The 26727-nt window shown below is 67.2% G+C and carries 19 protein-coding genes; 6 read left to right on the forward strand and 13 right to left on the reverse strand.

The window, feature by feature from the left end; translation table 11 throughout:
- The 12 genes from VEC57_05935 to VEC57_05990 all read right to left on the reverse strand — a co-directional run.
- Positions 1-4856, reverse strand: a 4856-nt coding sequence (locus tag VEC57_05935; protein ID HYB98659.1) for a HAMP domain-containing protein, incomplete at its 3' end; no start/stop codon positions are given.
- Between the two features lie 473 nt (positions 4857-5329).
- Positions 5330-5734, reverse strand: coding sequence for a hypothetical protein (locus VEC57_05940; GenBank protein ID HYB98660.1), 405 nt, complete (start codon positions 5732-5734; stop codon positions 5330-5332).
- Positions 5735-5860: 126 nt separating this feature from the next.
- The gene (locus tag VEC57_05945; protein ID HYB98661.1) at positions 5861-6712 is read right to left on the reverse strand and encodes an MBL fold metallo-hydrolase; all 852 of its coding nucleotides are present in this window, start codon (positions 6710-6712) and stop codon (positions 5861-5863) included.
- Positions 6713-6772: 60 nt separating this feature from the next.
- Positions 6773-7120 carry a hypothetical protein gene (locus VEC57_05950; GenBank protein HYB98662.1) on the reverse strand — a complete coding sequence of 116 codons (348 nt, stop codon included), beginning with the start codon at positions 7118-7120 and terminating at the stop codon, positions 6773-6775.
- A 314-nt stretch (positions 7121-7434) separates the two neighbouring features.
- Positions 7435-8730, reverse strand: a complete 1296-nt coding sequence (locus VEC57_05955; protein HYB98663.1) for a sulfotransferase — start codon at positions 8728-8730, stop codon at positions 7435-7437.
- The gene (locus VEC57_05960) at positions 8727-9824 is read right to left on the reverse strand and encodes a DUF1214 domain-containing protein (protein ID HYB98664.1); all 1098 of its coding nucleotides are present in this window, start codon (positions 9822-9824) and stop codon (positions 8727-8729) included. Before VEC57_05960 ends, VEC57_05955 begins: the two co-directional genes overlap by 4 nt.
- Positions 9814-10794, reverse strand: coding sequence for an SDR family NAD(P)-dependent oxidoreductase (locus VEC57_05965; protein ID HYB98665.1), 981 nt, complete (start codon positions 10792-10794; stop codon positions 9814-9816). The genes VEC57_05960 and VEC57_05965 overlap by 11 nt, the downstream gene beginning before the upstream one ends.
- A gap of 213 nt (positions 10795-11007) precedes the next feature.
- The gene (locus tag VEC57_05970) at positions 11008-11526 is read right to left on the reverse strand and encodes a YcxB family protein (protein HYB98666.1); all 519 of its coding nucleotides are present in this window, start codon (positions 11524-11526) and stop codon (positions 11008-11010) included.
- Between the two features lie 252 nt (positions 11527-11778).
- Positions 11779-12240, reverse strand: coding sequence for a pyridoxamine 5'-phosphate oxidase family protein (locus tag VEC57_05975; protein HYB98667.1), 462 nt, complete (start codon positions 12238-12240; stop codon positions 11779-11781).
- Positions 12241-12361: 121 nt separating this feature from the next.
- A complete protein-coding gene (locus VEC57_05980; protein HYB98668.1) occupies positions 12362-12823 on the reverse strand; it encodes a hypothetical protein in 462 nt (153 codons plus the stop codon).
- Between the two features lie 21 nt (positions 12824-12844).
- A complete protein-coding gene (locus VEC57_05985; GenBank protein ID HYB98669.1) occupies positions 12845-13621 on the reverse strand; it encodes an SDR family NAD(P)-dependent oxidoreductase in 777 nt (258 codons plus the stop codon).
- Positions 13618-14193, reverse strand: a complete 576-nt coding sequence (locus VEC57_05990; protein ID HYB98670.1) for an Lrp/AsnC family transcriptional regulator — start codon at positions 14191-14193, stop codon at positions 13618-13620. Before VEC57_05990 ends, VEC57_05985 begins: the two co-directional genes overlap by 4 nt.
- A 196-nt stretch (positions 14194-14389) precedes the next feature.
- On the opposite strand from VEC57_05990, the gene gltB reads away from it, so the two are divergent.
- The 6 genes from gltB to VEC57_06020 all read left to right on the forward strand — a co-directional run bounded on the left by gltB (position 14390) and on the right by VEC57_06020 (position 25732).
- Entirely contained in the window at positions 14390-18946 is a 4557-nt protein-coding gene (gltB, locus tag VEC57_05995; GenBank protein ID HYB98671.1) for a glutamate synthase large subunit, read from the forward strand.
- Positions 18947-19235: 289 nt separating this feature from the next.
- Positions 19236-20690, forward strand: a complete 1455-nt coding sequence (locus VEC57_06000; GenBank protein ID HYB98672.1) for a glutamate synthase subunit beta — start codon at positions 19236-19238, stop codon at positions 20688-20690.
- Between the two features lie 49 nt (positions 20691-20739).
- Positions 20740-21702, forward strand: a complete 963-nt coding sequence (locus VEC57_06005; GenBank protein HYB98673.1) for a GNAT family N-acetyltransferase — start codon at positions 20740-20742, stop codon at positions 21700-21702.
- Positions 21699-22940, forward strand: a complete 1242-nt coding sequence (locus VEC57_06010) for a hypothetical protein (GenBank protein HYB98674.1) — start codon at positions 21699-21701, stop codon at positions 22938-22940. Before VEC57_06005 ends, VEC57_06010 begins: the two co-directional genes overlap by 4 nt.
- 103 nt (positions 22941-23043) lie before the next feature.
- Positions 23044-24414: an alanine racemase gene (locus VEC57_06015; GenBank protein ID HYB98675.1), complete on the forward strand. Its 1371-nt coding sequence runs from the start codon at positions 23044-23046 to the stop codon at positions 24412-24414.
- A gap of 217 nt (positions 24415-24631) precedes the next feature.
- Positions 24632-25732, forward strand: a complete 1101-nt coding sequence (locus tag VEC57_06020) for a fatty acid desaturase (GenBank protein HYB98676.1) — start codon at positions 24632-24634, stop codon at positions 25730-25732.
- Between the two features lie 5 nt (positions 25733-25737).
- Here the strand turns inward: VEC57_06020 and VEC57_06025 are convergent, their stop codons facing one another.
- Positions 25738-26628 carry a LamG-like jellyroll fold domain-containing protein gene (locus tag VEC57_06025; protein HYB98677.1) on the reverse strand — a complete coding sequence of 297 codons (891 nt, stop codon included), beginning with the start codon at positions 26626-26628 and terminating at the stop codon, positions 25738-25740.
- Positions 26629-26727: the final 99 nt, after the last annotated feature.

Below are 26727 nucleotides of genomic sequence, written 5' to 3' on the forward strand. Positions count from 1 at the left end.
AGCAGGTCGCTGCCCGAGGAGTTGATGTTGCGCGCGAACTCGATCTGCTTGGGCGTCAGCGTGCCGGGCGCGTTCTCGGCCAGCTGCTGCGACAGGATCAGGATCGAGTTCAGCGGCGTGCGCAGCTCGTGCGACATGTTGGCCAAGAACTCGGACTTGTACTTCGAGGTGAGCGCGAGCTCGGTGGCCTTCTCTTCCAGCGCGCGGCGGGCCTGCTCGATTTCCTGGTTCTTGCGCTCCACTTCGACGTTACGTTCGGCAAGCTGCTGCGCCTTGAGCTCGAGCTGCTCGTTTGTGGTCTGGAGCTCGGACTGCTGCGCCTGCAGCTCGGCGGCGAGCTGCTGCGACTGCTTCAACAGGCCTTCCGTCTGCATCGTCGCTTCGATCGAGTTCAGCACGATGCCGATCGAGGCGGTGAGCTGCTCGAGGAAGGTGATCTGCAGGTCGGTGAAGCTGGACATCGAGGCGAGCTCGATGACCGCCTTCACCTGGCCTTCGAACAGCACGGGCAGCACGATCACATTCTGCGGCAGGATGCGGAACAGCGCCGACCCCACGGGCACGACGTTGTTGGGCACGTCGCTGAGCAGGATGCGGCGGCGGTCGACGGCGCACTGGCCGATCAGGCCGTGACCCAGCTGGATCTCCTCCGGATGGCCGGCGTTCGCATCGTCGGCGTAGGCCGAGAGCAGCCGCAGCCGCGGCATCTCGTCGCCTTCCATCTGGTAGATGACGCCCTGGTTCGCATTGACCAGCGGGGTCAGCTCCGACAGCAGCAGGCGGCCGACGGTGGCGAGGTCGCGCTGGCCCTGAAGCATGTTGGTGAACCGCGCGAGGTTGGTCTTCAGCCAGTCCTGCTCGGTGTTGCGGTCCGTGGTCAGGCGCAGATTGTCGATCATCGTGTTGATGTTGTCTTTGAGCTCGGCGACCTCGCCGCGCGCATCGACCTGGATCGACCGGGTCAAGTCGCCCTTGGTGACGGCGGTCGCCACCTCGGCGATCGCGCGCACCTGGGTGGTCAGGTTCGCGGCCAGCAGGTTCACGTTGCCGGTCAGGTCCTTCCAGGTGCCGGCGGCGCCGGGCACGTTCGCTTGGCCGCCGAGGCGGCCTTCGACGCCGACCTCGCGTGCGACGGTCGTCACCTGATCGGCAAAGGTCGCCAGCGTGTCGGTCATGTTGTTGATGGTCTCGGCCAAGGCCGCGACCTCGCCCTTCGACTTCACCGTCAGGTTCTGCTTGAGGTCGCCGTTGGCGACCGCGGTCACCACCTTGACGATGCCGCGCACCTGCTCGGTCAGGTTGGCCGCCATGACGTTGACGTTGTCGGTGAGATCCTTCCACGTGCCGGCCACGCCAGGCACCTTGGCCTGGCCGCCGAGCTTGCCTTCGGTTCCCACTTCGCGGGCCACGCGCGTCACTTCGGCGGCGAAAGCGTTGAGCTGATCCACCATCGTGTTGATGGTGAGCTTGAGTTCGAGAATCTCGCCTTTGACGTCGACGGTGATCTTTCGCGAAAGGTCGCCGCGCGCCACGGCGGTGGTCACCTCGGCGATGTTCCGGACCTGCGTGGTCAGGTTGGCGGCAAGCAGGTTGACGTTGTCGGTGAGGTCCTTCCAGGTGCCCGCTACACCGGAGACCACGGCCTGACCGCCGAGCTTGCCGTCGGTTCCCACCTCTCGGGCGACACGCGTCACTTCGGCGGCGAAGGAGCGCAGCTGCTCGACCATGCGGTTGAGCGTCTCCTTGAGGTTGAGCAGCTCGCCGCGCACGTCGACGGTGATCTTCTTGGACAGGTCGCCGTTGGCGATGGCGGTTGCCACTTCGGCGATGTTTCGAACCTGCGCAGTCAGGTTCGAGGCCATCGAGTTCACCGAATCGGTCAGGTCCTTCCAGGTGCCGGCCACTCCGGGCACCTGCGCCTGACCGCCGAGCTTGCCCTCGGTTCCGACCTCGCGCGCCACGCGCGTGACTTCGCCGGCGAACGCGTTGAGCTGGTCCACCATGGTGTTGATGGTGTTCTTGAGCTCGAGGATCTCTCCCGAGACGTTGACCGTGATCTTGCGGCTGAGGTCGCCACGCGCCACGGCCGTGGTCACCTCGGCGATGTTTCGCACCTGGGCCGTCAGGTTCGCGGCCATGAAGTTGACGTTGTCGGTCAGGCCCTTCCAGGTTCCGGCCACACCGGGCACCTGCGCCTGGCCGCCGAGCTTGCCTTCGGTTCCGACCTCGCGCGCCACGCGCGTCACTTCGGAGGCGAACGCGTTGAGCTGGTCGACCATCGTGTTGAGCGTGTTCTTGAGCTCGAGGATCTCGCCCGACACGTCCACGGTGATCTTCTTGGAGAGGTCGCCGTTGGCGATGGCGGTGGCGACCTCGGCGATGTTTCGAACCTGCGCCGTCAGGTTGGACGCCATGAAATTGACGGAGTCCGTCAGGTCCTTCCAGGTTCCTCCCACGCCCGGCACGACGGCCTGTCCGCCGAGGCGTCCTTCGGTTCCGACCTCGCGGGCCACGCGCGTGACTTCGGAGGCGAACGCGTTGAGCGTGTCCACCATCGTGTTGAGCGTGTCCTTGAGCTCGAGGATCTCGCCCTTCACGTCCACGGTGATCTTTCGGCTGAGGTCGCCTCGTGCGACGGCCGTGGCCACCTCGGCGATGTTTCGGACCTGCGCGGTCAGGTTGGACGCCATCGAGTTCACCGAATCAGTGAGGTCCTTCCAGGTTCCGGCCACGCCGGGCACCTGCGCCTGGCCACCGAGCTTGCCTTCGGTTCCGACCTCGCGGGCCACGCGCGTCACTTCGGCCGCGAACGCGTTGAGCTGGTCCACCATCGTGTTGAAGTTGACCTTGAGCTCGAGCACCTCGCCTTTGACGTCCACGGTGATCTTTCGCGAGAGGTCGCCGCGCGCGACGGCGGTGGTGACCTCGGCGATGTTTCGGACCTGCGTGGTCAGGTTGGCGGCCAGCAGGTTGACGTTGTCGGTCAGGCCCTTCCAGGTGCCCGCCACGCCGGGCACGACGGCCTGCCCGCCCAGGCGCCCTTCGGTTCCGACCTCGCGCGCCACGCGCGTCACCTCGGACGCGAAGCCGTTGAGCTGGTCGACCATCGTGTTGAGCGTTTCCTTGAGCTGGAGGATCTCGCCCGACACGTTCACGGTGATCTTCTTCGAAAGGTCGCCGTTGGCGATGGCGGTGGCCACCTCCGAGATGTTGCGGACCTGTGCCGTCAGGTTGGACGCCATGAAGTTGACGTTGTCGGTCAGGTCCTTCCAGGTGCCGCCCACGCCGGGCACCTGCGCCTGGCCGCCCAGCTTGCCTTCGGTGCCCACTTCTCGCGCTACGCGCGTCACCTCGCCGGCAAACGCGTTGAGCTGGTCCACCATCGTGTTGATCGTGTCCTTGAGCGCCAGGATCTCGCCCGACACGTTCACGGTGATCTTTCGTGACAGGTCGCCGCGCGCCACGGCGGTGGTCACCTCGGCGATGTTTCGCACCTGCGCGGTCAGGTTGCCGGCCATTGCGTTGACGGAGTCGGTAAGGTCCTTCCACGTTCCGGCCACGCCCGGCACCACGGCCTGACCGCCGAGCTTGCCTTCGGTGCCGACTTCTCGCGCCACGCGCGTCACCTCGGAGGCAAAGCCGCGCAGCTGGTCCACCATCGAGTTGATCGCTTCCTTGAGCAGGAGGATCTCGCCGCGCACGTCCACGGTGATTTTTCGCGAGAGGTCGCCGTTGGCGACGGCGATGGTGACCTCGGAGATGTTTCGAACCTGCGCGGTCAGGTTGCTCGCCATCGAGTTCACCGACTCGGTCAGGTCCTTCCACACGCCCGACACGCCCGGCACCTGCGCCTGTCCGCCGAGCTTGCCGTCCGATCCGACCTCGCGGGCAACACGAGTCACTTCCGAAGTGAAGACGCCGAGCTGCTCGATCATCTTGTTGACGATGGTGGCCGAGCGCAGGAACTCGCCTTCCAGCGGCCTGCCGTCCACGTCCAGACGCATGGTCTGGTTGAGATTGCCCTGGGCAACGGCGGCGATGGAGGCGGTCACTTCGGTGGTCGGCCGCAGAAGGTCGTCGATCAGCGTGTTGACCGAGCCTTCCATCTCGCCCCACGCGCCGCGATGCATGTCGAAACGGGCTCGCTGGCGCGTCTTGCCCTCGCGTCCGACCACCTGGCCGACGCGCTTGAGCTCCTGCGACATCCGAAGGTTGGCCGCAACGATGTCGTTGAATGTGTCGGCAATCTTGCCGTTGAGGCCGCCCCAGTCGCCGGGAAGCTGCACCGAGAAATCCCCGGCGCGCATCCGTTGCAGAGCGTAGAGAAGTTGGCGGCGATCCAGCTCGACAGGCGTTCTGCTTGCATGGCCGTTGGTGGCGGCTTCGCCGTTGACGCCCGCCTTGGCTTTGCGCCCGTTGACCGCGACGGTCGCCTTTCGTCCGGCAGCGCCGTTGACGCCGGCTCGGCTCCTGCGGTCGGCTGCGCCGTTGATGGCCGCCTTGCCCTTGCGTCCGGCTGCACCGTTGACGGCGGCCTTGCCCTTGCGTCCGGCTTCGCCATTGGCGCGCGCCGGCTTCGTGCCATTGCGCACCACCGATCCGCCGACGCTGGCCTTCCGGCCCTGCTGCGGCGTGACGGCAGCTTTCCTGCCGCGGCCACGGGCCGCCTGCGGCGCGGCCTTGCCTGCGGCTGCCGTCATCACGGCGGCCGTCCTCTTGCCGCCCGCATCGCCAGCCTTGCGCGGGACCGCGGTCGCATCGGCAACGCCCGCCTTCTGCTCGAGCTCTGCGACGATGACGGCCTCGGGCTTCGCCGCTTTCTTTCCGCCAGTCTGGACAGTGATCTCTCTAGGCATGGTACCGACCTCGGAGACGCTCGGCCGCCGCTGACTGGCGGCCCGGGAGATGGACGATCGCAGCGAGTGGCGGCGGGATCATTCTCCAAGGAGGAGGCCGCAGCCACGAAGGCGTTCGGATAAATAGCGAACCGCAACGCGCGAATGAACCTGCTGGCCGGCTCCGATCGCGATCTTTTTCCGTGACGCTGGCGCAGGAGCGGGTGGCGCGCATGTTTCGGCGCCGCTGATCCTGCGTCGGGTCCGCTTCACCGTTGCCGTCGTCGCCCCACGGGGGGAGAGCGAGGATGTCGATCAGCATTTGCGAGGAAAGCCCGAAGCGTTTTTCCAAGCCGGTTACCGAGGGCACTTCGGGCTTCCCACCCTGTGCCTCAGCGCGAACGGTCAGGCTAGATTGCGGGCGAATAGCGCGGTCAGCAAGACCTCTGCCGCCGATGGGGAAAGTTCAACGCGCGAGTGGATCGCTGGGCGCTTCAGCCGAGTGCGAGGCCGCAATCGGGGCAAGCCGCCGGCCCCGTCGCGAACGTCGTCAGGCAGGCGGGGCAGGTCGTCTCCGGAGCGTCCGGATCGAGAACCACATCGGAGGCGGCATCCAGAGCCGCAAGCTGCTCCGGCGTCAGGCCGCGGCGCCATTCCCGATCAAAGAGTGCGTAGGCGGCGGGGACATCGTCACGGGCCACGGCCAGGTACAGCGTGGTCGAGCAGCAACCGGCCGCGTCCTGCTGAGGACGCACGATGGCGCAGTCGATGCCGCTGGATTCCAGCCGCTCGGCGGCGCGCTGCAGATCGCTCAGCGGGCCGCGCAGGACGACCGCCGCCTCCGGATCGTCGAGATGGATTTCGCCGCTCGTGGTGTTGCAGTCCTTCGCCTGTGCCATCGGCCCTGGTTAGCGGTCATGCCGGCGCACGTCAACGTGCGGCAAGGCGGCGGTGTGGTGCTGCCACCCACGGCTTTCGCACCAGCGCGGCGCGCGCGCCATGCGCGGGGACGCCGGCGCTGCGGCTCAGATTGCCATCGCGTAGTGCGGGCGAGCAGGCTCGCGGGCTGGCTGCAGCGGCGGCGCAGGCGCATCAGCCGGCCGCCCGGCCAGGCGCTCGAACTCGCCGACGTCGTGCGAGCAGAACACCTTGACGCGCCCGGCGTGATCGCGGCACAGCTCGCGCAGGCGTACCTGATTTCGCAGCCGCTCCTCACGCTGCTTCTCCATCATCCACTGATACAGGCGCAGACCGGGCGTGCAGCGCGGATTGCCCACGTCCATTTCGGCGTAGAAGAAATAGGCATCCGCGGCCAGCAGCAGCCAGACGTCGCCCCGATCCACCGCAATGCCGGCGTGACCGTGCGTATGACCGACCAGCGGTACGAGCGCGATCTCGTGCGGCAGTCCTTCGAGCGTGCGCACCCGCTCGAAACCGAACCACGATTCGCCCTCGCCGGTTCGATAGACCTTCCAATTGGGCTGCGTCGACCACTGCTGCGGACGGAAGCGCTGCCGGTCCAGCCACGTCTTCTGCGCCATGGCGTAGTCACGTTCGGCGCCCAGCATGTGGACGGTCGCGTGGGGAAAATCGTCGAGGCCGCCGGCGTGGTCGAAATCGAGATGGCTGAGCAGGATGTGGCGCACGTCGGAGGCGTCGAAGCCCATGCGCTCGATCTGCCGCACCGCCGTCATCTCCTCGCGGAAGTCGGGACTGACCAGCGACAGGAAGAAGCTGCTCAATCTGGCCGACGGCGCCGCCACGTCCCGCAGGCCGAGCCCGGTGTCCGCCAGCACCAGCCCTTCGTCAGTCTCGATGAGGAGGCAGTGACAGGTCAGATGTCCGCGCTCGAGAAGCGATCCTGTACGGCCGTCCATCAATTTGCCGCCGAGCGGGCACGTCGAAATGCAGTTCAGATGGTGGACGCGCATGGTGGATCAGCGGCTCAGCTCGGTGGCGTTGCGGTAATCGAGATAGGCGATGGCCATGACGGCGGCGATGGCACCGAACACGAAAGCCTTGCGGTTGGACTTGATCGCGGCCGCGCCGAGCAGCGCCAGATCGAGCGCGTCGCCGGCCACGCGTGACCACATGCCGGCGGCCGGTTTGTCCTGGGTGAGGATGGCCACCCCGCTTGCAATCTCGCGAAGCCCCATCGCCCGCATCAGCACGTGCCGGTGCCCGATCCCGAGAGACTTCTCGACGAAGACGGGGGCTGCGATCTCGGTGAGGCCGATGCCGATACCCGTCAGTCCCAGCATGTTGGCCGTCGTTCGTGCGTCCATTGGAAAACCTCCTGCGACGCCTGCCGACGGTGACTGGTCGTGCCGTCGCGACAAGGATCGTCGATGTTGCCGGCTTCGACGAGCACGCATTGCCGCTGTTCATGCGGCCGGCCGGAGTCGGGTCGGGAAACGTCGCTTTGCACGATTTCGCCAACCGCAGTGGGGTCGGACGCACGCGCGATCCGGGCACGGTCGACCGCATGGGGAGGGAGCGGCGGCTGTCAGAGGCTTGCCTGCAGACGCACCGGTGCGCGCGATGAGGTGCCGGTACCGAGCCGGGCGCCACCCGCCCCACGCAGTTCGGAGTGCCGCAGTCAGGCACTCGCCTCCACGGGCACGGCGAAACGCTTCCGGTAGCGCGCAAAGAGCGGTTCGACGCCGCCGGAGGTCAGACCGTAATCCTCCAGCCGGTAGCGGTGCGCGCCGTACTTGTGCTGCGGGTTGGCCTTGCGCGTGACCTTCATGCGCTCCTCCACCGCCGGCGTGAACGGAAGACCCAAGGCGTCGTACAGGCGCCGGATGGCTGCGACGGGATCGGCGACGAGGTCGTAGTAGGACACGTCGACGAAGCCTTCATCGGCTGCGGCGCCGCGTGCCTCCATGCTGCGATCGAGCAGACGCCCCACCTTGCGCGACCAGTGCGCGCCCACTTCGCGCGCGTCGACCTCGTCGCTGAACACGCCGCGCCCGTGCCAGACCATGCTGCAGAACGACGCCAGCGTGCGCGCCGGGTCGCGATGCGTCTGGACGACGCGGACGCCGGGGAAGACCTTGCGCAGGACGTCGAGGTACTCGAGGTGATGCGGCGTCTTCAGCACGAATCTCACCGGGCCTGAGCCGGCGACGCGGTCGCGTGAGACCGGCCCCTGATGCGCGAGGATGCGCAGCAGCAGCGCGAAGTACTCGTAGGCTGCCGTATGATCCTGCCGCTCCAGCCACGCCGCCTGCGTGGGCACGTGCATCGTCGCTTCGGGCGTCGTGCTCATGAACGCGATGTCGAGCAGCAGCACGTCCTCTTCGGGCGCATCGGCCTCGGCCGGATGAATGGCGAAGAATGCGGGAGCCATGTACGAGAGCACCCGCTCGCCGATCTTGCCTTGCAGCCGCCGCACGTCCGCCCCCAGAACCAGGCGGCCTCGCAGTGGCGCCATGCCTTCCCATGCCAGCACCGGCCGTAGCCCCGGGTCGCTCGCCAGCAGCCGGTGCAGCATCGTCGTGCCGGTGCGTTGCAGGCCGGCGATCACGACCGGCGGCGCCAGCTCGAGCGCGAGCACCTGCGGATGGCGCCGCACGTACTCCTGCACGCGCAAGCGCGTGCACAGCGCCGACAGCAGCCGCGCGCGCGTGATCAGACGACCGACCGGGTGAAGCCGCGCCTCGCGCTCGATCGAATCGATGAGGACGCGCAGCGGCTCGCGAAAGCACTCGTCGCCGAAGTCGTGCAGGCCGGTGCGCGCGCGCGCGTCGCGCAACAGCTCCTCTTCTCGCAGGCGGGCGATACGAACGCCGCGCGTCTCCAGCTTGGCGCACAGGGCGTGAAACGCGGCTATCGCGCGCGGACGATAGGGCCGTTCCGGCAACGCCGCGGCTGGCGCCGCCGCCGTCCTCACGGTCGCAGGTCCGAGAGCTGGACGACGCGGGTCTGCGGCTGCGGATGCTCGGCCGCGCGCACCCAGCGCAAGCACATCGTGCCGAAGCGGTGGCCGGCGGTGTCGACCCAGTTCTCGACGCCAGGGTCCCGATGCGCAACGACGATGCGCACGCTGCCGTCGCTGCGCAGGCGCGCGCCCGCCTTGTTGATGCACACGCGATGGTGGCGGTAGTCGAGCGACTCCATCCAGTAGTTGTTGAGCTGGAAGTTCCAGTACTCGCATGGCGGCGGCGTGGTCTCGATGACGAGCGCCTCGTCGTCCTTCAGCTCCCAGTAGCTGTGGTAGTAGGCGATGTTGGGATCGCCGCCGAACATTCGCGACAGATCGGGATCGAAGCGCGGCAGCGTGTTCGCGTGCGCGCGAAAGCCGTCGGCCCAGCCCGGAAAGATCATTGCGCAGGCCGCGACCAGGCTGCCGGCGCTGGCGAGGCCGGCATCCATGGCCTCGGCCGTCAGCGGCGCAGGCCAGAGCGGGCCGCCGATGCGCTCCAGCGTCAGCTCGGCGCGCTGCTCGCGGGCGCGGTCGAGGAACGTCTGCCGGATGATGAGCGTTCCATAACCGTCGGCGAGCGGCAGCCAGTTGCCGGCCTGCTGTCGTCGGCTCAGGATCAGCTCGAGCGTGCCGTCGGCGCCGATCTTCAGGTCCTTGGCTTCCAGGAAACCAGCCGGCGGCATGCCCGCACCCTGACCGTAATGGCCGACCTGCGTGGCGATGCTGAGGTACGGCACCGTTCCGCGGCTGCCGTACAGACGATATTCGTAGTCGCCGTGGACGGGCGCGTTCTCGTACCAGTTGTCCGGATTGTCGGCGCCCATCTTGATCGTCTCGTGCACCGTTCGCCGCAGCACCGGCGCCATCGGATCGGCGAACTCGACGAACGTCTCCAGAGCCGCGCGTACGAGGCGCGTCAGGTAACGCGTGCCCTCAGCACGGCTCAGGGCGTCGGTCGCGTGCTCGTTGGCGAAGATCGGCTCGCCCGCCGCCTCCAGCTGTCTGCAGAAGCGCCGCCAGCTCTCGCCCGAGATCACGCGTCGCTCGGCATCATCGCTCATGTGTCCCTCCCGCATGGTGTCCCCTCGCCTGCTCGATCAGCCGCATGCTCTCGTGCAGCAGGCGTTCGCCGGCCTGCGGATCGGTGGCGGCCGGATCGGGCGCCTTTTCCATCATGAGGTGCAGATATCTGCCCGTGCTGGCATCGAGCGCACGGGCGCAGCACAGGTAGACCACCGGCGCGGCCGCCTCTGCGGGCGCGCGAAAAAAGCGCCTCATCACGGGACGCAGCAGCGGCTTGATCCACACCGGGGCCTCGCGCGCGATGTCGCTGTCGACGGGGCCGGGACAGCAGGCGTGGACGCCTGCCTTCTGGCCCAGCCGGCGGCTCAGATGCATCGCGTACGTGGTCAGCAGCAGCTTGCTGTAGCCGTAGACCTTCATCCCGCCCATGGCGCCGTACGCCGCGAAGCGTCCCAGGTCTTCGACACGAACGGGCCCGGCGTCGCGGTGCGACTCGCTGGAGACGAAGACGATTCGCGGCCGGTCCTTGCCGCCCACGCGCAGAAGACCCGCGGCGAGCAGCCGCTCGACGAGCGCGACGTTGGCGAGATAGTTGACGCCGAACATCAGCTCCAGGCCCTGCTCGGTGCGCCGTGCCCGACGCGGCACCACGCCGGCGTTGAGCACGAGCACGTCGAGCACGGTGCCGTCGCGGTCGAGACCATCGACGAGAGCATCGACGGTCCGCAGGTCGGCCATGTCCACGTGCCGCATCGCCACGAAGGACGATCCGGTCGCCTGCTTCACCTCCTCGCCTGCATCGGGAATGCCGCTGCGGCAGGCCATGACGACGCGGCCGCCGCGGCGCACCAGCGCCTCGGTGACCGCGCGCCCGAGGCCGCGGTTGGCGCCGGTGACCAGGACGGTGCGGCCGTCGATGCGCTCGTCGTCTTCGAGCGGCGCCAGGCTGCGGCCTTCGGTGCGCACGTCACGCAAGCCGCGCAGCGTTGCCGAGACGGGATTCTTCATCGGCGCGGAGGCATAGCAGGCGTCGGCGCGGGTTGCACGGCCGCGCGCCAGGCGGAGAGAGGCGCGTGCCGATCGCGGTGGGGCCGATCGCAGGCGCGACAGGCTGCGCCGGATCGTCCGGCGCGACAGGCTGCGCCGGATCGTCCGGATGGATGAAGCGTGGCCGTGACGGTACGCGGCGGCGGTATGCGCGATGCGCGGCTCCGCCCGCGGCTACGCCGTCGCGGTCTGCTCGATCCGTGCGGCGTGGATGTGCGAACGCACCAGCGCCAGGAACTCGCCGCGCTCGCGCTGCGTCGTGAATGCACGCGGCGGAACCACCAGGGCGGTGTGCGGCGAGACGTAGATGGCGACGAAGCCGGCCACGCTGACCACCTTGAGGATGCCTTCCCACGAATACACCGAGTGCTGGTAGACGGTGTACTCGCCGACGCCCGCATCGGAGACGTCGACGACATGGCGTGTCAGCGAGGCGCGGTTGTCATCGTGGAACAGGTTGATTGCGCTGAACAGGAGCTGCGCCGTCAGCACCAGCAGATACGTCATGAGCAGCACGAAGCTGAACGTCTCGGTGCAGGGAGCGGCGCCGCGGCATTCGGAGCTGGCGGTGGTCAGGTACGCCACCATGAACGACCCCACCAGCAGGTAGCCGTGCATCGCCGCCGACGCGAGCTGGTGCGCAATGTGGAAGAAGACGATGTCGCCGAGGGCGTTCTGGTACTCGAGACGCATGAGGCCTTTCCTTGTGGGCCGGAGAAACTCGCGTACTCGGGAAAATGTAGAGGCGCCTTCGCACCGGCAGCAATACGTGTCCGTCCATTGCGCGCGTGCAACGGTCGCGCGTGCAGCAACGAGAGCGATAATGCGCGCGATTCCGCGCGACGCGCCGTGCGGCCTCCATCGAGGACGGCGCGGTGCATGCGCAATGCGAGCTTGCGAAACGGGGGCGAGCGCTCGGCAGCGCTCAGTTGAGAAGCGGCGCGCTCAGCGCGCCGAGCCGATCTTGCGGTGATCCCAGCTGGAGGTCTTCTCGGGATGAAAGACGAGAGCGATGCGTTTGCGGATGTAATGCCGCAGCGCCGGGCCCGCGGTTTCCTCATCGAGGCCGTTGTATTTGCGCGCGGAGGCCACGGCGATGCGGTAGCACAGCTCCTGGTCGTCGATCAGCTCGAAGCGGCCACGGATGAAGACGCCGCGAAGCTTGTCGTACTCGGTGCCGTCCTCGATCAGGATCGACCCGCGCGGGTCACGCTGGATGTTGAGCACCTTCTGCGACGTCTTGTACGTGTGCATGCTGACGAGGCCGTCGATCATGCTGAACCACATCGGCACCAGGTGCGGGTACCCGTCGTGATTGTGCGTGGCCATGATGACGGTCTTGGCCGTCTCGAAGAACTGACGCTGCTCTTCGTCGCTCAGCTTGATCGCGGCACGCACGTTGGGCATCGCTCACCTCCTGCATCGCGCATCCGCGAATCTGCGGACGCCGTCCATCGTGGTCGTTGCCGGGCCGGCATCGAACGGCTTGCACTTCCCGAAACGCGCCGTTGACGTCGTCGCGGCGGGACTACCACGCGCTCGGATCCGCCTTCTCCGCCTGCTGCGCCTTGTCGTGCGCATCGAGACCGTGCGGATCTTCGGCGTCGGCAGGCTGCGCACCCGGGCCTTCCCTCAATAGCTGCTCGACCGGAGGCAGCAACGGCTCGGCCGGCTTCTCCTGCACCGGCGGCGGCGCCAGCTCCGGCTGCTCGTTGGGATCGGCCGGGATGCGCACCTCGGGCTCGAGCTCGATGGCCCGTTCGTCGAACGGATCCAGCTCTTCTTCATCGGGAGCGATGGGCTCGGGACGCGCGCCGTCGCCGCGCGGCTCGGGCCAGGCCATTTCGCCGCCACCGTCACCGCCACCGTCGGGCCTGAGGCCGTATTCGTCGTACTCCGGCTGCGCGCTCGCCACTGCGGCGCTCAGCAGCATCGTCGACGCCAGGAGCCTGGCGGCGATTGCGGGCAGCATCCTCGACGGCAGCTTCACGGCGAGCTCCGCACAAGAACGCTAGCGACGATCACGGGGAGTCTGGGCCCGCTGGCGCTTCTCGATCATCGACATCACCATCGATCTCGGCAGCAGCCTGGCTGCCAACAGACCCAGCCTGTTCTCCAGCCCCGGCACCACCACCGTCTTCTTGCCGAGGCCCGCCAGCGCCTCGCCGACCACGTCCTCGACCGACGACCATCGGGTGGACATCTCCCCGGCGACATCCTGAAAGCCGGTTCTGGTGTCGCCGGGCGATACCACCAGCACATCGACGCCGGTTCCCTTGAGCTCGGCCGCGATCGCCTCGCCCCAGTTCTGCAGCAGCGCCTTGGTCCCGCCGTAGACGGCATAGTACGGCAGCGGCAGGAACGCGCCGGCCGAGGAGACGACGACGATGCCGCCTCTCCCCCGCTCGCGCATCGCGGGAACCAGGCGCGCGGTCAGCTCGACGGTCAGCTCGCAGTGAAGGCGGATGAGGCGGCTGTGAAACTCGGGCGCCTGAAGATCGAAGCGGCCGATCCATCCGGTGCCCGCGTTGGCCACCAGGAGCCCGATCTCCAGGTCCGCAACGGCCTCGGCCAGGCGCGCCGCCGCCCCGGGCTCGGACAGGTCCATGGCGATGACACGGCACTGAACGGGAGCGCGAATCTGCCGCGCCAGCTCCTCGAGCGCGTCGGCGCGGCGCGCGACCACCACAACGTTCAACCCCTGCGCGGCCAGCCGCCGCGCGAACTCGCGGCCGATGCCCGAGGATGCGCCCGTCACCAGCACCCATGGCCCGTATCGCTCCTTCATGCGACGAAGATCGAGTCGGTGCTCCAGTCGGGTTTCATCATGCCGTTCTCCATGTTCACGGAAGGCAGGTAGTTTCGCAGTATACGTACGCGAGAAAGCAGGCGAATCGTCGACACATCCTCGATCGAGTCCTTGCCGTGGTTCTTCTGCAGCGACGGTACGATCTTCTGCTGAAAGCTTTCGACCACGTCGCGGTCGCTGGTCCCTTCTACCACCATCACCAGCGCCACGCGCCCCGAGATCTCGGCGATGTAGGACTCGCGGATGAGCTCGGTAAAGACCGTCACGACGTTGGGCTCGTTGCGGATCTCATCCTGGATCTGGCTGACGGTGACGCCCACCTTGAACTGGATGATGTAGAGGTGGCTGCACGAGAAGCAGCCGGTACCCTCGGCGGCCATGTCCACCTCGGCGAAGTAGCGCAGCAGGCCTTCCTGCTCCATGCGGGCCCTTTTCCGGCTGACAGTTCGCACCGGAATGTCGTAAAGCTCGCCGAGCCTGTTGTCGGAGAGGCGCGGATTCCTCACAAGGGCCTTCGCGATCTTCAATTCCTGTTCGTCGAGCTTGCGCATTCTTCACCTTTGAGTCACGGACTGCGTGATACGGGCGAAGTTAGGCCATTCTCGATTGAGGCACAACATACGTAGGACAGAATACTCGATTGGTTGACATCTTTCGGTTGCTTCCCTAGAGTCGCCGGTCGCTCGTACCCCCGAGCCAACGTCACCGGTCGCTCCCGCCCAGCTGGAGCGATCAAGGACAGCCGATATGCAAGACGAGACAACCCGTCATCAGGGACTGACCCGCTCCCTGATCGAACGCGACGCCTGCGGCGTCGGCTTCGTGTGCAACGTTCGTGGCGAACGCAGCCATGACCTGGTGACGACGGGCATCGAGGTTCTCAAGCGTCTCGAACATCGCGGCGCCTGCGGCTGCGATTCGGAAACCGGCGACGGCGCCGGCGTCCTCCTTCAGATTCCTCACGAGCTTCTCTCCGAGTCGTGCGACCAGCGCGGCATCCGACTTCCCGACCGTGGCCGCTACGGCGTCGGAATGGTCTTCCTGCCGCCGGCCGAGCCGGCTCAGCGCAAGGCGCGCGAGTGCCTGGAAGAAGCCTGCCGGCGCAGCCGCCTGCGAGTGCTCGGCTGGCGCGAGGTGCCGGTGGTTCCGGTCGATCCGGAGACGGGCGCGCGATTCGTCGGCGTGGTGGCCGATCAGACGCGTCCGGCCATCGCGCAGATCTTCGTCGTGCCCGACGGCGAGCTGTCCGAGGAGGACCTCGAGCGGCGGCTCTACGTCGCACGCCGCGTCGCCGAGAAGACGGCGGCCGGCCTCGGCGACGACATCGCCTACCACTTCTATCTGTGCAGCTTCTCGTGCCGCACCATCGTCTACAAGGGGATGCTGATCTCCTCGCAGCTCGACGGCTTCTACCCCGACCTGACCGACAGGCGCACGATCAGCGCGCTGGCGCTCATCCACTCCCGCTTCAGCACCAACACGCTGCCGACGTGGCGCCTGGCGCACCCGTTCCGCTACCTGGCGCACAACGGCGAGATCAACACGCTGCGCGGCAACATCAACTGGATGAGCGCGCGCGAAAAGCTCTTTGAGTCGAAGCTGTTCGGCGACGACATGAAGGAGCTGCTTCCCATCATCACGGCCGGCCAGAGCGACTCGGCCAGCTTCGACAACGCCCTGGAGCTGCTGGTGCAGACCGGCCGCTCGCTCCCGCACTCGGTGGCGATGATGATCCCGGAGGCGTGGGAGAAGCACGAGGCGATGCCGCCCGAGCGCAAGGCCTTCTACCAGTACCACGCCTCGCTGATGGAGCCGTGGGACGGCCCTGCCTCCATCGCCTTCTCCGATGGCCGCCGCATCGGTGCCGTGCTGGACCGCAACGGCCTGCGTCCGTCGCGTTATCTGGTGACGAAGGACGGGCTGGTCGTCATGGCCTCCGAGACCGGCGTCGTCGACGTCGAGCCCGAAAACGTGCTGCTCAAGGAGCGCCTGCAGCCCGGCCGCATCTTCTACGTGGACCTGGACGAGCAGCGCATCGTCGCCGACGACGAGATCAAGCTGAAGCTGGCCGCGCGCCAGCCCTACGCGCTGTGGCTGGACAAGAACGGCGTCGACCTCGACGACCTGCCCGAGCCGGACAGCGTGGAGTGGCACATCGAAGGCGAGCAGCTCGAGTGCCTCCAGAACCTTTTCGGCTATACCCGCGAGGATCTGAGCGTTCTGCTGGCGCCGATGGCGCTGAACGGCCAGGAGCCGGTAGGCTCGATGGGCACCGACACGCCACTGGCGTGCCTGTCGGACAAGCCGCAGCTGCTCTTCAACTACTTCAAGCAGCTGTTCGCGCAGGTGACCAATCCGCCCATCGATCCGATCCGCGAAGAGCTGATCATGTCGCTGGAGACCGGCGTCGGCCGACAGGGCAACATCTTCGAGGAGAGCCCCGGCCACTGCCGTCAGCTTCGCATCCCGCAGCCGGTGCTGACCAACGAGGAGCTCGCGAAGATCCGCGAGATCGACTGCAACGGGATTCGCAGCCGTACCATCTCGATCCTGCTCGATGCGCCGGCAACCAGGGAGTCGCTGGTGGCGGCGCTGGACCGCATCTGTGCCGACGCAGAGAAGGCGGTGCGCGAGGGCTGCGAGATCATCATCCTCTCGGACCGCGGCATCGACGAGCGCCACGACCCGGTGCCCTCGCTGATGGCGGTGGGCGCGGTGCACCATCACCTCATCCGCGAGGGCCTGCGCATGCTGACCGGCATCGTGCTGGAATCGGCCGAGCCGCGCGAGGTCATGCACTTCGCTCTGCTGTGCGGCTACGGCTGCAGCGCGGTCAACCCGTACCTGGCCATCGACACGCTGGTCGACATGGCCGAGGGTGGCCTGCTGCACGGCAACGACATCGACGAGGTCATCGAGCACTTCCGCAAGGCCATCGGCAAGGGCCTGCTCAAGACGATGTCCAAGATGGGCATCTCGACCATGGCCAGCTATCGCGGCGCGCAGATCTTCGAGGCCATCGGTCTTTCCGACGAGGTCATCGACCGCTGCTTTACCTGGACCGCCTCCCGCATCCAGGGTGTGGGCTTCGACGTGCTCGCACGCGAGATCCAGATGCGGCACGAGCGCGCGTGGCGCCTCGAAGTCGCCGACGACGACGGCCTCGATCCCGGCGGTCAGTACCAGTGGCGCCGCCGCGGCGAGTTCCACCTGTTCAATCCGGAGACCATCGCGCGCCTGCAGCACGCGGTGCGCGCGGGCAACTACGAGATCTTCAAGAGCTACGCGCGCCTCATCAACGAGCAGGAGAAGAGCCTGTGCACGCTGCGCAGCCTCTTCGAGTTCGTCACACCGACGGCGCCGATCCCCATCGACGAGGTCGAGCCGGCTTCCGAGATCGTCAAGCGGTTCAAGACCGGCGCGATGTCCTTCGGCTCGATCTCACGCGAGGCGCACACGACGCTGGCCATCGCGATGAACCGCATCGGCGGGAAGTCCAACACCGGCGAAGGCGGAGAGGAGCCGTGGCGCTACCAGCCGCTGCCGGGCGGCGATTCGGCACGCAGCGCGATCAAGCAGGTGGCCTCCGGACGTTTCGGCGTCACCATCGGATACCTCACCAACGCCGACGAGCTGCAGATCAAGATGGCGCAGGGCGCCAAGCCCGGCGAGGGCGGGCAGCTGCCGGGCCACAAGGTGGATGAGACGATCGCCGCCACGCGCTTCTCCACGCGCGGCGTGGGCCTGATCTCGCCGCCGCCGCACCACGACATCTATTCGATCGAGGACCTGGCCCAGCTCATCCACGATCTGAAGAACAGCAACCCGAGCGCGCGCGTCAGCGTCAAGCTGGTGGCGGAGGTCGGCGTGGGCACGATCGCCGCGGGCGTGTCCAAGGCCAAGGCCGACGTCGTCCTGATCAGCGGACACGATGGAGGCACCGGCGCCTCGCCGCTCTCTTCGATCAAGCACGCGGGCATTCCGTGGGAGCTTGGCCTGGCCGAGACCCAGCAGGTGCTGGTCGAGAACGATCTTCGCAGCCGCATCCGCGTCGAGACCGACGGTCAGCTCAAGACCGGCCGCGACGTGGCCATCGCCGCGCTGCTCGGCGCCGACGAGTTCGGCTTTGCCACGGCTGCGCTGGTGTCCGAAGGCTGCATCATGATGCGCAAGTGCCACCTCAACACCTGCCCCGTGGGCATTGCCACGCAGGACGAGCAGCTGCGCAAGCGCTTCACGGGCCAGCCCGAGCACGTCATCAACTTCATGTTCTTCATCGCGCAGGAGCTGCGAGAGATCATGGCCTCGCTCGGCTTCCGCACCGTCGCCGAAATGACCGGGCGCGTCGACTGCCTGCGCGTGCGCGACAACATCACGCACTGGAAGGCCAAGGGCATCGACTTCTCGCCGATCCTCTACAAGCCGCAGGTTCCCGAGGGCGTCGGCATCTCGGGCACCGGCACGCAGGACCACGGGCTGGAGAAGGCGCTCGACAACGAGCTGATCCGCCTGGCGCGGCCCGCGCTCGAGGATCGCAAGCCGGTGCGCATCGATCTGCCGATCCGCAACACGAACCGCACCGTCTGCACGACCCTGAGCCACGAGATCGCCAAGCGATACGGCGAGGAGGGGCTGCCGCCGTACACGGTGCAAATCAACTTCGAGGGCTCGGCCGGGCAGAGCTTTGCCGCCTTCCTGGCCCGCGGCGTCTCGGTGACCGTCAAGGGCGACGCCAACGACTACTTCTGCAAGGGCATGACGGGCGGACAGGTCGTGATCATGCCGCACGAGCGCGTCACCTTTAAGCCGCACGAGAACATCATCATCGGCAACGTGTCGCTGTACGGCGCCACCGGCGGTGAGGTCTTCATTCGCGGCCGCGCCGGCGAGCGCTTCTGCGTTCGCAACAGCGGCGCCACGGCCGTGGTCGAAGGCCTCGGCGACCACGGCTGCGAGTACATGACGCGCGGGACCGTGCTGTGCCTGGGGCCGACCGGGAGGAATTTCGCGGCCGGCATGAGCGGCGGCGTCGCCTATGTCCTGGACGAAGAGGGCGTGTTCAAGCGGCGCTGCAACATGGGGATGGTCGAGCTGTTCGAGCTCGAGGACGAAGAGGATCGAAAGCGCGTCCATCAGCTCCTGGTTCGCCACCACCAGTACACCAGAAGCACGGTGGCCGAGCGTCTGCTCGATGAGTGGGACGCGGCGTGCCGAGACTTCCTCAAGGTGCTGCCCACCGAGTACCGCAAGGTGCTGGAGTCGATGCACCTGGATTCGGAGGCGCAGAAGCTGGCGGCGGTCTGAAGCGAGGACATCTCACGCGAGCGTTGCGGCGCGGGGGCGGGCATGTCCGCGGCGGATCCCGCGGCAGACACGCCGCCCCCGCGCGACACTTTCGCGGCAGGGATTTGCCGCAGCTGACCAGACGGTAGAGATAACAACGCGCAGGGCGCGAAGAGTGGCCCAGATGCAAGGCGGCCGCGGGTGAAGCGAGCGCAGGCGTACTTCGATGTACGCCCGAGCGAGCGCCCCGCGGCCAACACAGCAGATGGGCCGCTAATCCGCGGCCTGCCCCACGACGAGACACGACCTGATGGGAAAGATCACCGGATTCATGGAGTACCGCCGCGAGGTGCCGAGAAGGCGCCCGGTGCCCGAACGTCTGCGCGACTGGAAGGAATTCGAAGGCAAGCCTTCGGAGGACACGGTCAAGACGCAGGGCGCGCGGTGCATGGATTGCGGCATACCGTTCTGTCACAACGGCTGCCCGCTCGGCAACGTCATCCCCGACTGGAACGATCTCGTGTATCGAGGCCGCTGGAAAGAGGCCATCGAGGCGCTGCACGCCACCAACAACTTTCCCGAGTTCACCGGCCGTATCTGTCCGGCGCCGTGTGAAGAGGCGTGCGTGCTCAATATCAACGACGACCCGGTGACCATCAAGCTGATCGAGAAGAACATCATCGATCACGCCTGGCAGGCGGGTTTCGTGCGGCCGCAGCCTCCGCTCGAGAAGACCGGCAAGCGGGTGGCGGTGGTCGGATCGGGGCCCGCCGGCATGGCCGCCGCCCAGCAGCTGGCGCGCGCCGGTCACGACGTGACGCTGTTCGAGCGTGCCGATCGCATCGGCGGCCTGCTTCGCTACGGCATTCCCGACTTCAAGATGGAGAAGCACCTGATCGACCGCCGCATGGAGCAGATGCGCGCCGAAGGCGTGACCTTCCGTGCCGGAGTGGCCGTGGGCACCGACATCACCGCCGACGAGCTGCGCAAGCAGTTCGACGCGGTGGTGCTCTCGATCGGCGCCACACAGCCGCGCGATCTTCCGGTGCCGGGCCGCGAGCTCGATGGCGTGCACTTCGCCATGGAGTTCCTGCCGCAGCAGAACAAGCGCGTCGCAGGCGATCCGGACGAGAAGGCGGGAACGCTGACGGCCACCGACAAGCACGTCATCGTCATCGGCGGCGGCGACACCGGCTCGGACTGCATCGGCACCTCCAATCGGCAGGGCGCCAGGAGCATCACCCAGCTCGAGATCCTGCCCAAGCCGCCCGAGACGCGCACGCAGGACATGCCCTGGCCCTACTGGCCGATGATCTACCGCACCTCCAGCTCGCACGAGGAAGGCGTGCAGCGCGAGTTCAGCATCAACACCAAGCGCTTCGTCGAGAAGAACGGCCGCGTCTGCGCAATGGAGTGCGTGCGCGTCGAGTGGTTTACGGACACGGACGGGCGTCGCAAGATGCGCGAGGTGGAAGGCTCCGAGTTCCAGATGCCGGCGGATCTGGTCCTGCTGGCGATGGGTTTCGTCGGGCCGGAGAAGAACCCGCTGCTCGACGGGCTCGGCGTTGCGCTGGATGAGCGGGGCAACGTCAAGGCGGGACCGAACTGGATGTCCAGCATCGACGGCGTCTTCTCCTGCGGAGACGCGCGGCGCGGCCAGTCGCTCGTCGTTTGGGCGATCTGGGAAGGCCGCGAATGCGCCCGCGCCGTCGATGCGTACCTGATGGGCGAGACCAAGCTGCCGTCGACTCCGCAGCTCCTCTGAGCCGCCGTCGCCGGCTGCCGCTCGCGTCATCGCTGACAGGGAAAGGAAGGTGCAGCCGCCGAGCGACTCCTCGCAATCCTCCGCTTCGGGCCCGGCGCTGGACGCCGACGGCCTGGCGCACTTCTTCGAGCGCCTCGGGATGCGCATCTTCCGCAGCCCGAGCTCCTGGTGGTACGAGGCAGGGCCGCGCTTCCTCCTCAGCCTGCCCTCGCACCGCTCGATCCACGTGGGCGACGACGAGATCAAGGACCTGCTGGCGCAATCCCGCACCGTCGGCGTCCGCTACGTGTGCGAGGAGGCCGACGGCGGAAAGCCGAGCTTCCATCTTGCCTGCAGCGATCCCGCCTACTCGCTCGAAAAGCTGTCGGCGAACACGCGCAGCAAGGTCCGGCGCGGGCTGTCGCGCAACGAAATCCGGCGCATCACGGGCGCGGAGTTGCTTGAGCTCGGCCGCGGCGCATTCATCGAGACGATGGAGCGGCAGAAAAGGGCTTCGACCGCAGCGCTGGAGCAATGGGAGCGCCTGCTGAAGGCGTCCGACGAATCGCCGGCCGTCGAGGTGTGGAGCGCCTGGCACGAAGGCCAGTTCGCCAGCTACCTCATCACCATCCGCATCGAGGACGTCTGCGAGTTCTATCAGGCGCGCTCGCGCAACGAGCTGCTCAAGCACTACCCGAACAACGCGCTCATCTACACGCTGACCGAGGAGATGCTGGTGCGCCGGGGCGTGCGCGAGGTGACGTTCGGCCTGGAATCGCCCGAGCCGGTCGAGGAGCTGGACGCGTTCAAGCTCGCGCTGGGGTACGAGAAGAAGCCGATCCGCCAGCGCGTCGTGCTGCACCCCATGCTGCGCGGAGCGCTGTCGCTTCCCGGCGTGCGAAAGCTGCTCCACACCATCGGCTCGCGCGACGACGCCAACGTCGTATGGCGCAAGGCCAGCGGCCTGGTGCGCTTTGCCGAGCAGGACGTGCGCAACGCCGGCGGCGGCGACGCCGGTCAAGGCGTGCGATGAACGGGACGCCCACGGCGCTGGTGTTCCCCGACAACCTGGCCGCGCTCGCTGCCGCGCGCGAGCTTGGTTCGGCAGGCATCCGCGTGGTCATCGGCGGGCCGCATCCCGGCCCCGGCGCCCGCTCCCGCTTTGCCAGCTTCCTGCCCCTGCCCGACCTCTACGAAAGCACCAGCGCCTGGGCGGAAGCGACGTGCGCGTGGGCGTCGCTGCAGCGCATGCCGCCGGTGTTGTTCGCCAGCGAGGATGCGGCGCTGCTGGCGGCGGAGAAGCATCACGAGGATCTGGCGCGGGTATCGGTCAAGCCGTATCCGGCTCCGGCGGTCGTCGGCAACGTCATCGACAAGCGGCGCCTGTACGAAGCAGCCAGGCGGGTCGGCGTGGCGGTACCCGACTTCCGCGAGGTGCACGATGCCGAGGAGCTGGCGGGCCTGAAGGCCAATGGTTGGCTCATCAAGCCCGCGCTCCGCTACCGCCTCGAAGGCGACGGCATCTACACGTTCCGACAGGCAACCGGCGCCACCAAGGCGCTGGGCGGCGAGCCGGCGCTGGCGGCACGCGAGTGCATCGCCGCGCAGTTCCCGACTCTGCTGCAGGAGGCGGTGCCCGGGCCGTTCGAGAACCTGGTGACGGTGGCGCTGACGATCGGACGCGACGGCCGGCTGCGCGACTTCTTCGCAGCGTGCAAGCAGCACGAGTATCCCGAGCCGTTCGGCGACGGTCTCATCGTCCGCATCATCAAGGCGCCCAAGCTCCTGGAGCCGTGCGTGCGGCTTCTGAACGAGCTCGGGTACTGGGGCATCTGCGACATCGAGTTCAAGCTCGACGCGCGCACCGGCGAGCACAAGATCCTCGACGCCAACCCCCGCACGTGGCTGTGGCTGAACCTGGGGACGAGGGCAGGACATCATCTTCTGCTGGCCGCTTTCAACGAGGCGACGGGACTGAAAATCGCCCCTAAGGTTGGGCGAACCGGGGCTACCGAGTGGGTCTCGCCGAGAGGCTCGATGGCGTTCCTGGCCCGCTGCTACCGTGCCGGAAGGCATGGCCTTGCCCTACCGTCGCGTTTGATGATAGGGGCCTTGTCGACCAGTATGGGGAATTGGCGCAGCTTCCGGGACCCTCTCTACCTTCATCCATCGGCATGGCCTGAGATCACGACTTCGGCATCGCGCCTCGTGCGCCGCCGCCGCCGCCATGCAGCAGGGACCGGGGAGCGGATCGAGTCCGAGCAGAGCTGAACCGCCGAGCCAGCGCGGGGCCCAAACGTCACGGGGGAAGTGGCAGGGCGCCGGCGATGGCAGGTCGCCGCACCACATCGAATAACAGTCAGGAGACACAGGTATGTCCGTTTCAAGGCAGGGGGAACACTTCGTTTGGGAGCCGTCGGGGAAGGCGAGCATCGACGGTCATGATCTGGCCGAGCTGGCCAGGAAGTATCCCACTCCCTTCTATCTGATCTCGCAGGGGCAGCTTCGCGACAATTATCGCCGCCTGCGTCAGGCCTTCGCATCCGTGGAGGGCCTGGAGACGTACTACTCGGTCAAATCCAATTTCGAGAGCATCGTGCTGCGCACGCTGCAGCAGGAAGGCTGCGGCGCCGAGATCTCGGGCGCGCTCGACATGGAGCTGGCCCGCCGCGCCGGCTTCAGCCCCAGCAAGGTCGTCTTCGACGGCCCGTGCAAGCCCGAGGCGGATCTTCGCGCGGCCATCGAATGGGGCATCCGATTCATCAACATCGAGTCGCTGACCGAGGCGCGCCTGATCAGCAGGATCGCCACCGAGACCGGCAAGAAGGTGCGCGTAGGCATGCGCATCGATCCGGTTCTTTCCAAGCCCTACTACGACAAGGTCATCTCCACGTACAAGCAGAAGTTCGGCCTGCCCATCGATCAGGCCGAAGCGGCCATCGCCGAGATCGCCAAGATGCCGGGCCTCGACTTCCGCGGCATCATGACCCACATCGGGTCGCAGATCTTCACGCCGAGCCGATACCTGGTTGCGATGGAGAGGATCTTCGACCTCGTCACGAAGTGCGAGCGCCGCGGCATCCACATCGAAGAGATCAACATGGGCGGCGGCTATCCCGCCCAGAGCATGCGCAACCTGCGCCTGTCGCGACGGTTCGTCATCGCGCAGGTCCTCGAGCGCATGGGACGCATCGAGGTGAAGACGTCCTCGATCGACGACTTCGGCAAGGCGATCTCCGAGAAGTATCACGCGCTGGTCAAGAGCACCGGCTACAGCCCGCGCCTGGCCCTGGAGCCCGGCCGCTGCCTGTGCGCGAACGCGCAGACCGTCGTTGGCCAGATGCGCATCGTCAAGAACGACTGGCTCTTCACGGATATCTCCATCAACGACGTTCCCGAGAACCTCTTCTTCTCGGAGTGGCGTCTGGTGGTTCCCGGCGAGAAGCCGGATGCCAAAGGTCGGCCATACAACGTGGCCGGCCCGACGCTGGCCACGCAGGACGTGCTCTACTTCAAGCGTGAGGTTCCCGGCGCCGCCGAGGGCCGCGCGGTCGTGATCATGGACGCCGGCGCCTACAGCGTCGCGCGTTCCAACCAGTTCACGCGCCCGCGCAGCGCCGTCTACGCGATCAATCTCGAAGGCGACATCGAGCTGGTGCGCCGCGCCGAGACCGTCGAGGACGTCCTGCGCTCGCAGATCTGGCCCGAGGAGAGCGCCGCCCCTGCCAGCAAACGCGTAGCCTGACCGTGCGCGGAGTCAGGCCTGGATTGCCGGTTCTGTCGGCATTCCGGGACCTGACTCCGCAGCGCTCCGTTCTTTCCCGTCCCAGCCGACGACGCGGCAGGATCGCCGCCGGCAACGACGTGTATTCGTTTTCCGATTCAAGCGACTTCGTTCCGCCGCGCTACCGGCGTAGGTCGCGCCGACCGTGACACTGCAGCCAGCCCGGATACCGCAACAAGTGAATCTCGACCAGATCGACCTCGAAGCCTTCGAACGTGACATTGCCCAGCTGCGCACCGAGCTGCGCGCATCTCTCGGCCAGGACGACCTGCGCCATCTTCGCCGCATCGAGCGCTGGGGACGCGCCGCCACCGCCGTCGGCATGGCCACGGCATGGATCGCACCCAATCCGCTCAGCGCGGCCGCGCTCGCGCTCGGGCGCTCGACGCGCTGGCTGCTCATGCACCACATCGGCCACCGCGGCTACGACCGTGTTCCGGGCGTGGCGCCGCGCTACACCTCCCGCGTCTTCGCGCGACGCTGGCGTCGGATGCTCGACTGGCCGGACTGGATGGTGCCGGAGGCGTGGATCTACGAGCACAACATCCTGCATCACCAGCACACCGGCGAGACGCGCGATCCCGACCTCATCGAGCGCAACGTCAGCGGCGTCAACGCGTCGGACGTCCCGGTCGCCGTGCGCTACGGGCTGCTGGCCGTGCTGGCCGTGAGCTGGCGCGCTTCCTACTACGCGCCCAAGACGCTGCGGGCGTGGTGGCACCGCGGCGCTGGCGACGATGCGCCGCGGGCGACGCCGGTGGCGGCCTTGCTGCGCCGCTGCTACGCGCCCTATGCGGCGCTGCACTTCGTGGCGCTGCCCCTGCTGTTCGCGCCGTTCGGCTGGTGGGCGGCATTCTCCGCGCTCTGCAACTCGATGATGGCCGACGTCCTCACCAATCTGCACACGTTCTTCGTCGTCGGGCCCAACCACACCGGAGACGACGTCTTCCGCTTCGAAGGCAGCCCGTCCAGCCGCGGTGAGTTCTACCTGCGCCAGGTCGTCGGCTCGGTGAACTATCGGACCGGTGGCGACGTGCTCGACTTCGCGCACCTGTGGCTGAACTACCAGATCGAGCACCACCTGTTCCCCGACGCGCCGATGCTGGCGTACCGTCGCATCCAGCCGCGAGTGCGCGAGATCTGCGAACGCCACGGCGTGCCGTATCTGCAGGAGCCGGTCTCGCGCCGCTTCGTCAAGATGAGCCGCGTGTTCGTGGGAGCTTCCAGCATGCGCTGGATGGATGCGCCGGCGCCGCCCGTGCAGACCGAGGCGGCCTGACCCGCCTACGGAGCGATCGCCTGCGACGGGCACACGAGCTCCACTTCCTGCCCGACTGACGCCTTGAGGATCGCCAGCGAATCGCTGGCACTGATCCCGCCGGGCGCACCGACGTCGCACGACTCGACCTGGCAGCAGGCGGCGCCAACGGCAGTCTTCAGCGTCAGCAGCGCATCGGACGCCTTGATCGACCCGTCACGGTTGGCGTCCCCACAGAGCACCCCCGCGATCTGGCGCAGCGTGCTTTGAAGGAATGCGGTGTCGTAGATGAGGACGCGGGCGACCGCGCCCGCCGAAGCCTCGCTGCAGGCACCGGCCGCGCACTCGTTGTCGCGGAAGAAGCGCAGCGTCGAGTCGGAGATCATGGCGAGGTCGGTCGTGTCGGTGAAGCCGAAATAGGCATTGCCGTCGATGTAGCCGATGACGTTCTTGTTGGCATCGCGCGTGATGGCCATCTGCACCCAGGTATCGGGGCAGACCCGGCCTCCACTCGCAGACTTGTTGTAGAAGATCAGCGCGCCGCCGAGCAGGTAGAGACCGGTGTCGCTTTGTCCGTTCTTGAAATCGACCAGGCGCCGATAGCCGGAAAGATCGGCTAACCTCACCTCCAGGATGATCGTGTACGGCTCGGTGCCGTCGAGGCCGGTCGTGGGCGTGATCTGCAGCCCGTTGTGCTGCGGGAACTCGAATGCCGTGCGCGTGATTCCATGGATCTCGTCGACGATGAACATGCCGTCCGCGGGGCCGATCTCGGTCATTGCCGGCAGGGAGCCCACCACCGGCGCCAGCGTCTGATTGAATTGATAGTCGCCGATCAGGCCCTCGGTGGCAGCCGTCGATGTCGAGGGCGCCAGCAACAGCGCCAGGAGCCAGAGGCGAAGCACGCGGCGATTCATGAACGGCAGACCTCCGCCGGCAGTTGCCGGGCGCGCGATACTGCCACGCACGGCGTCGGCCGCAACACACTGGCCCCCGAGGTCGGTGCCGGCGCAACC

The organism is Candidatus Limnocylindrales bacterium, from assembly GCA_035626395.1.
Taxonomy (GTDB): domain Bacteria; phylum Desulfobacterota; class Binatia; order UBA1149; family CAITLU01; genus DASPNH01.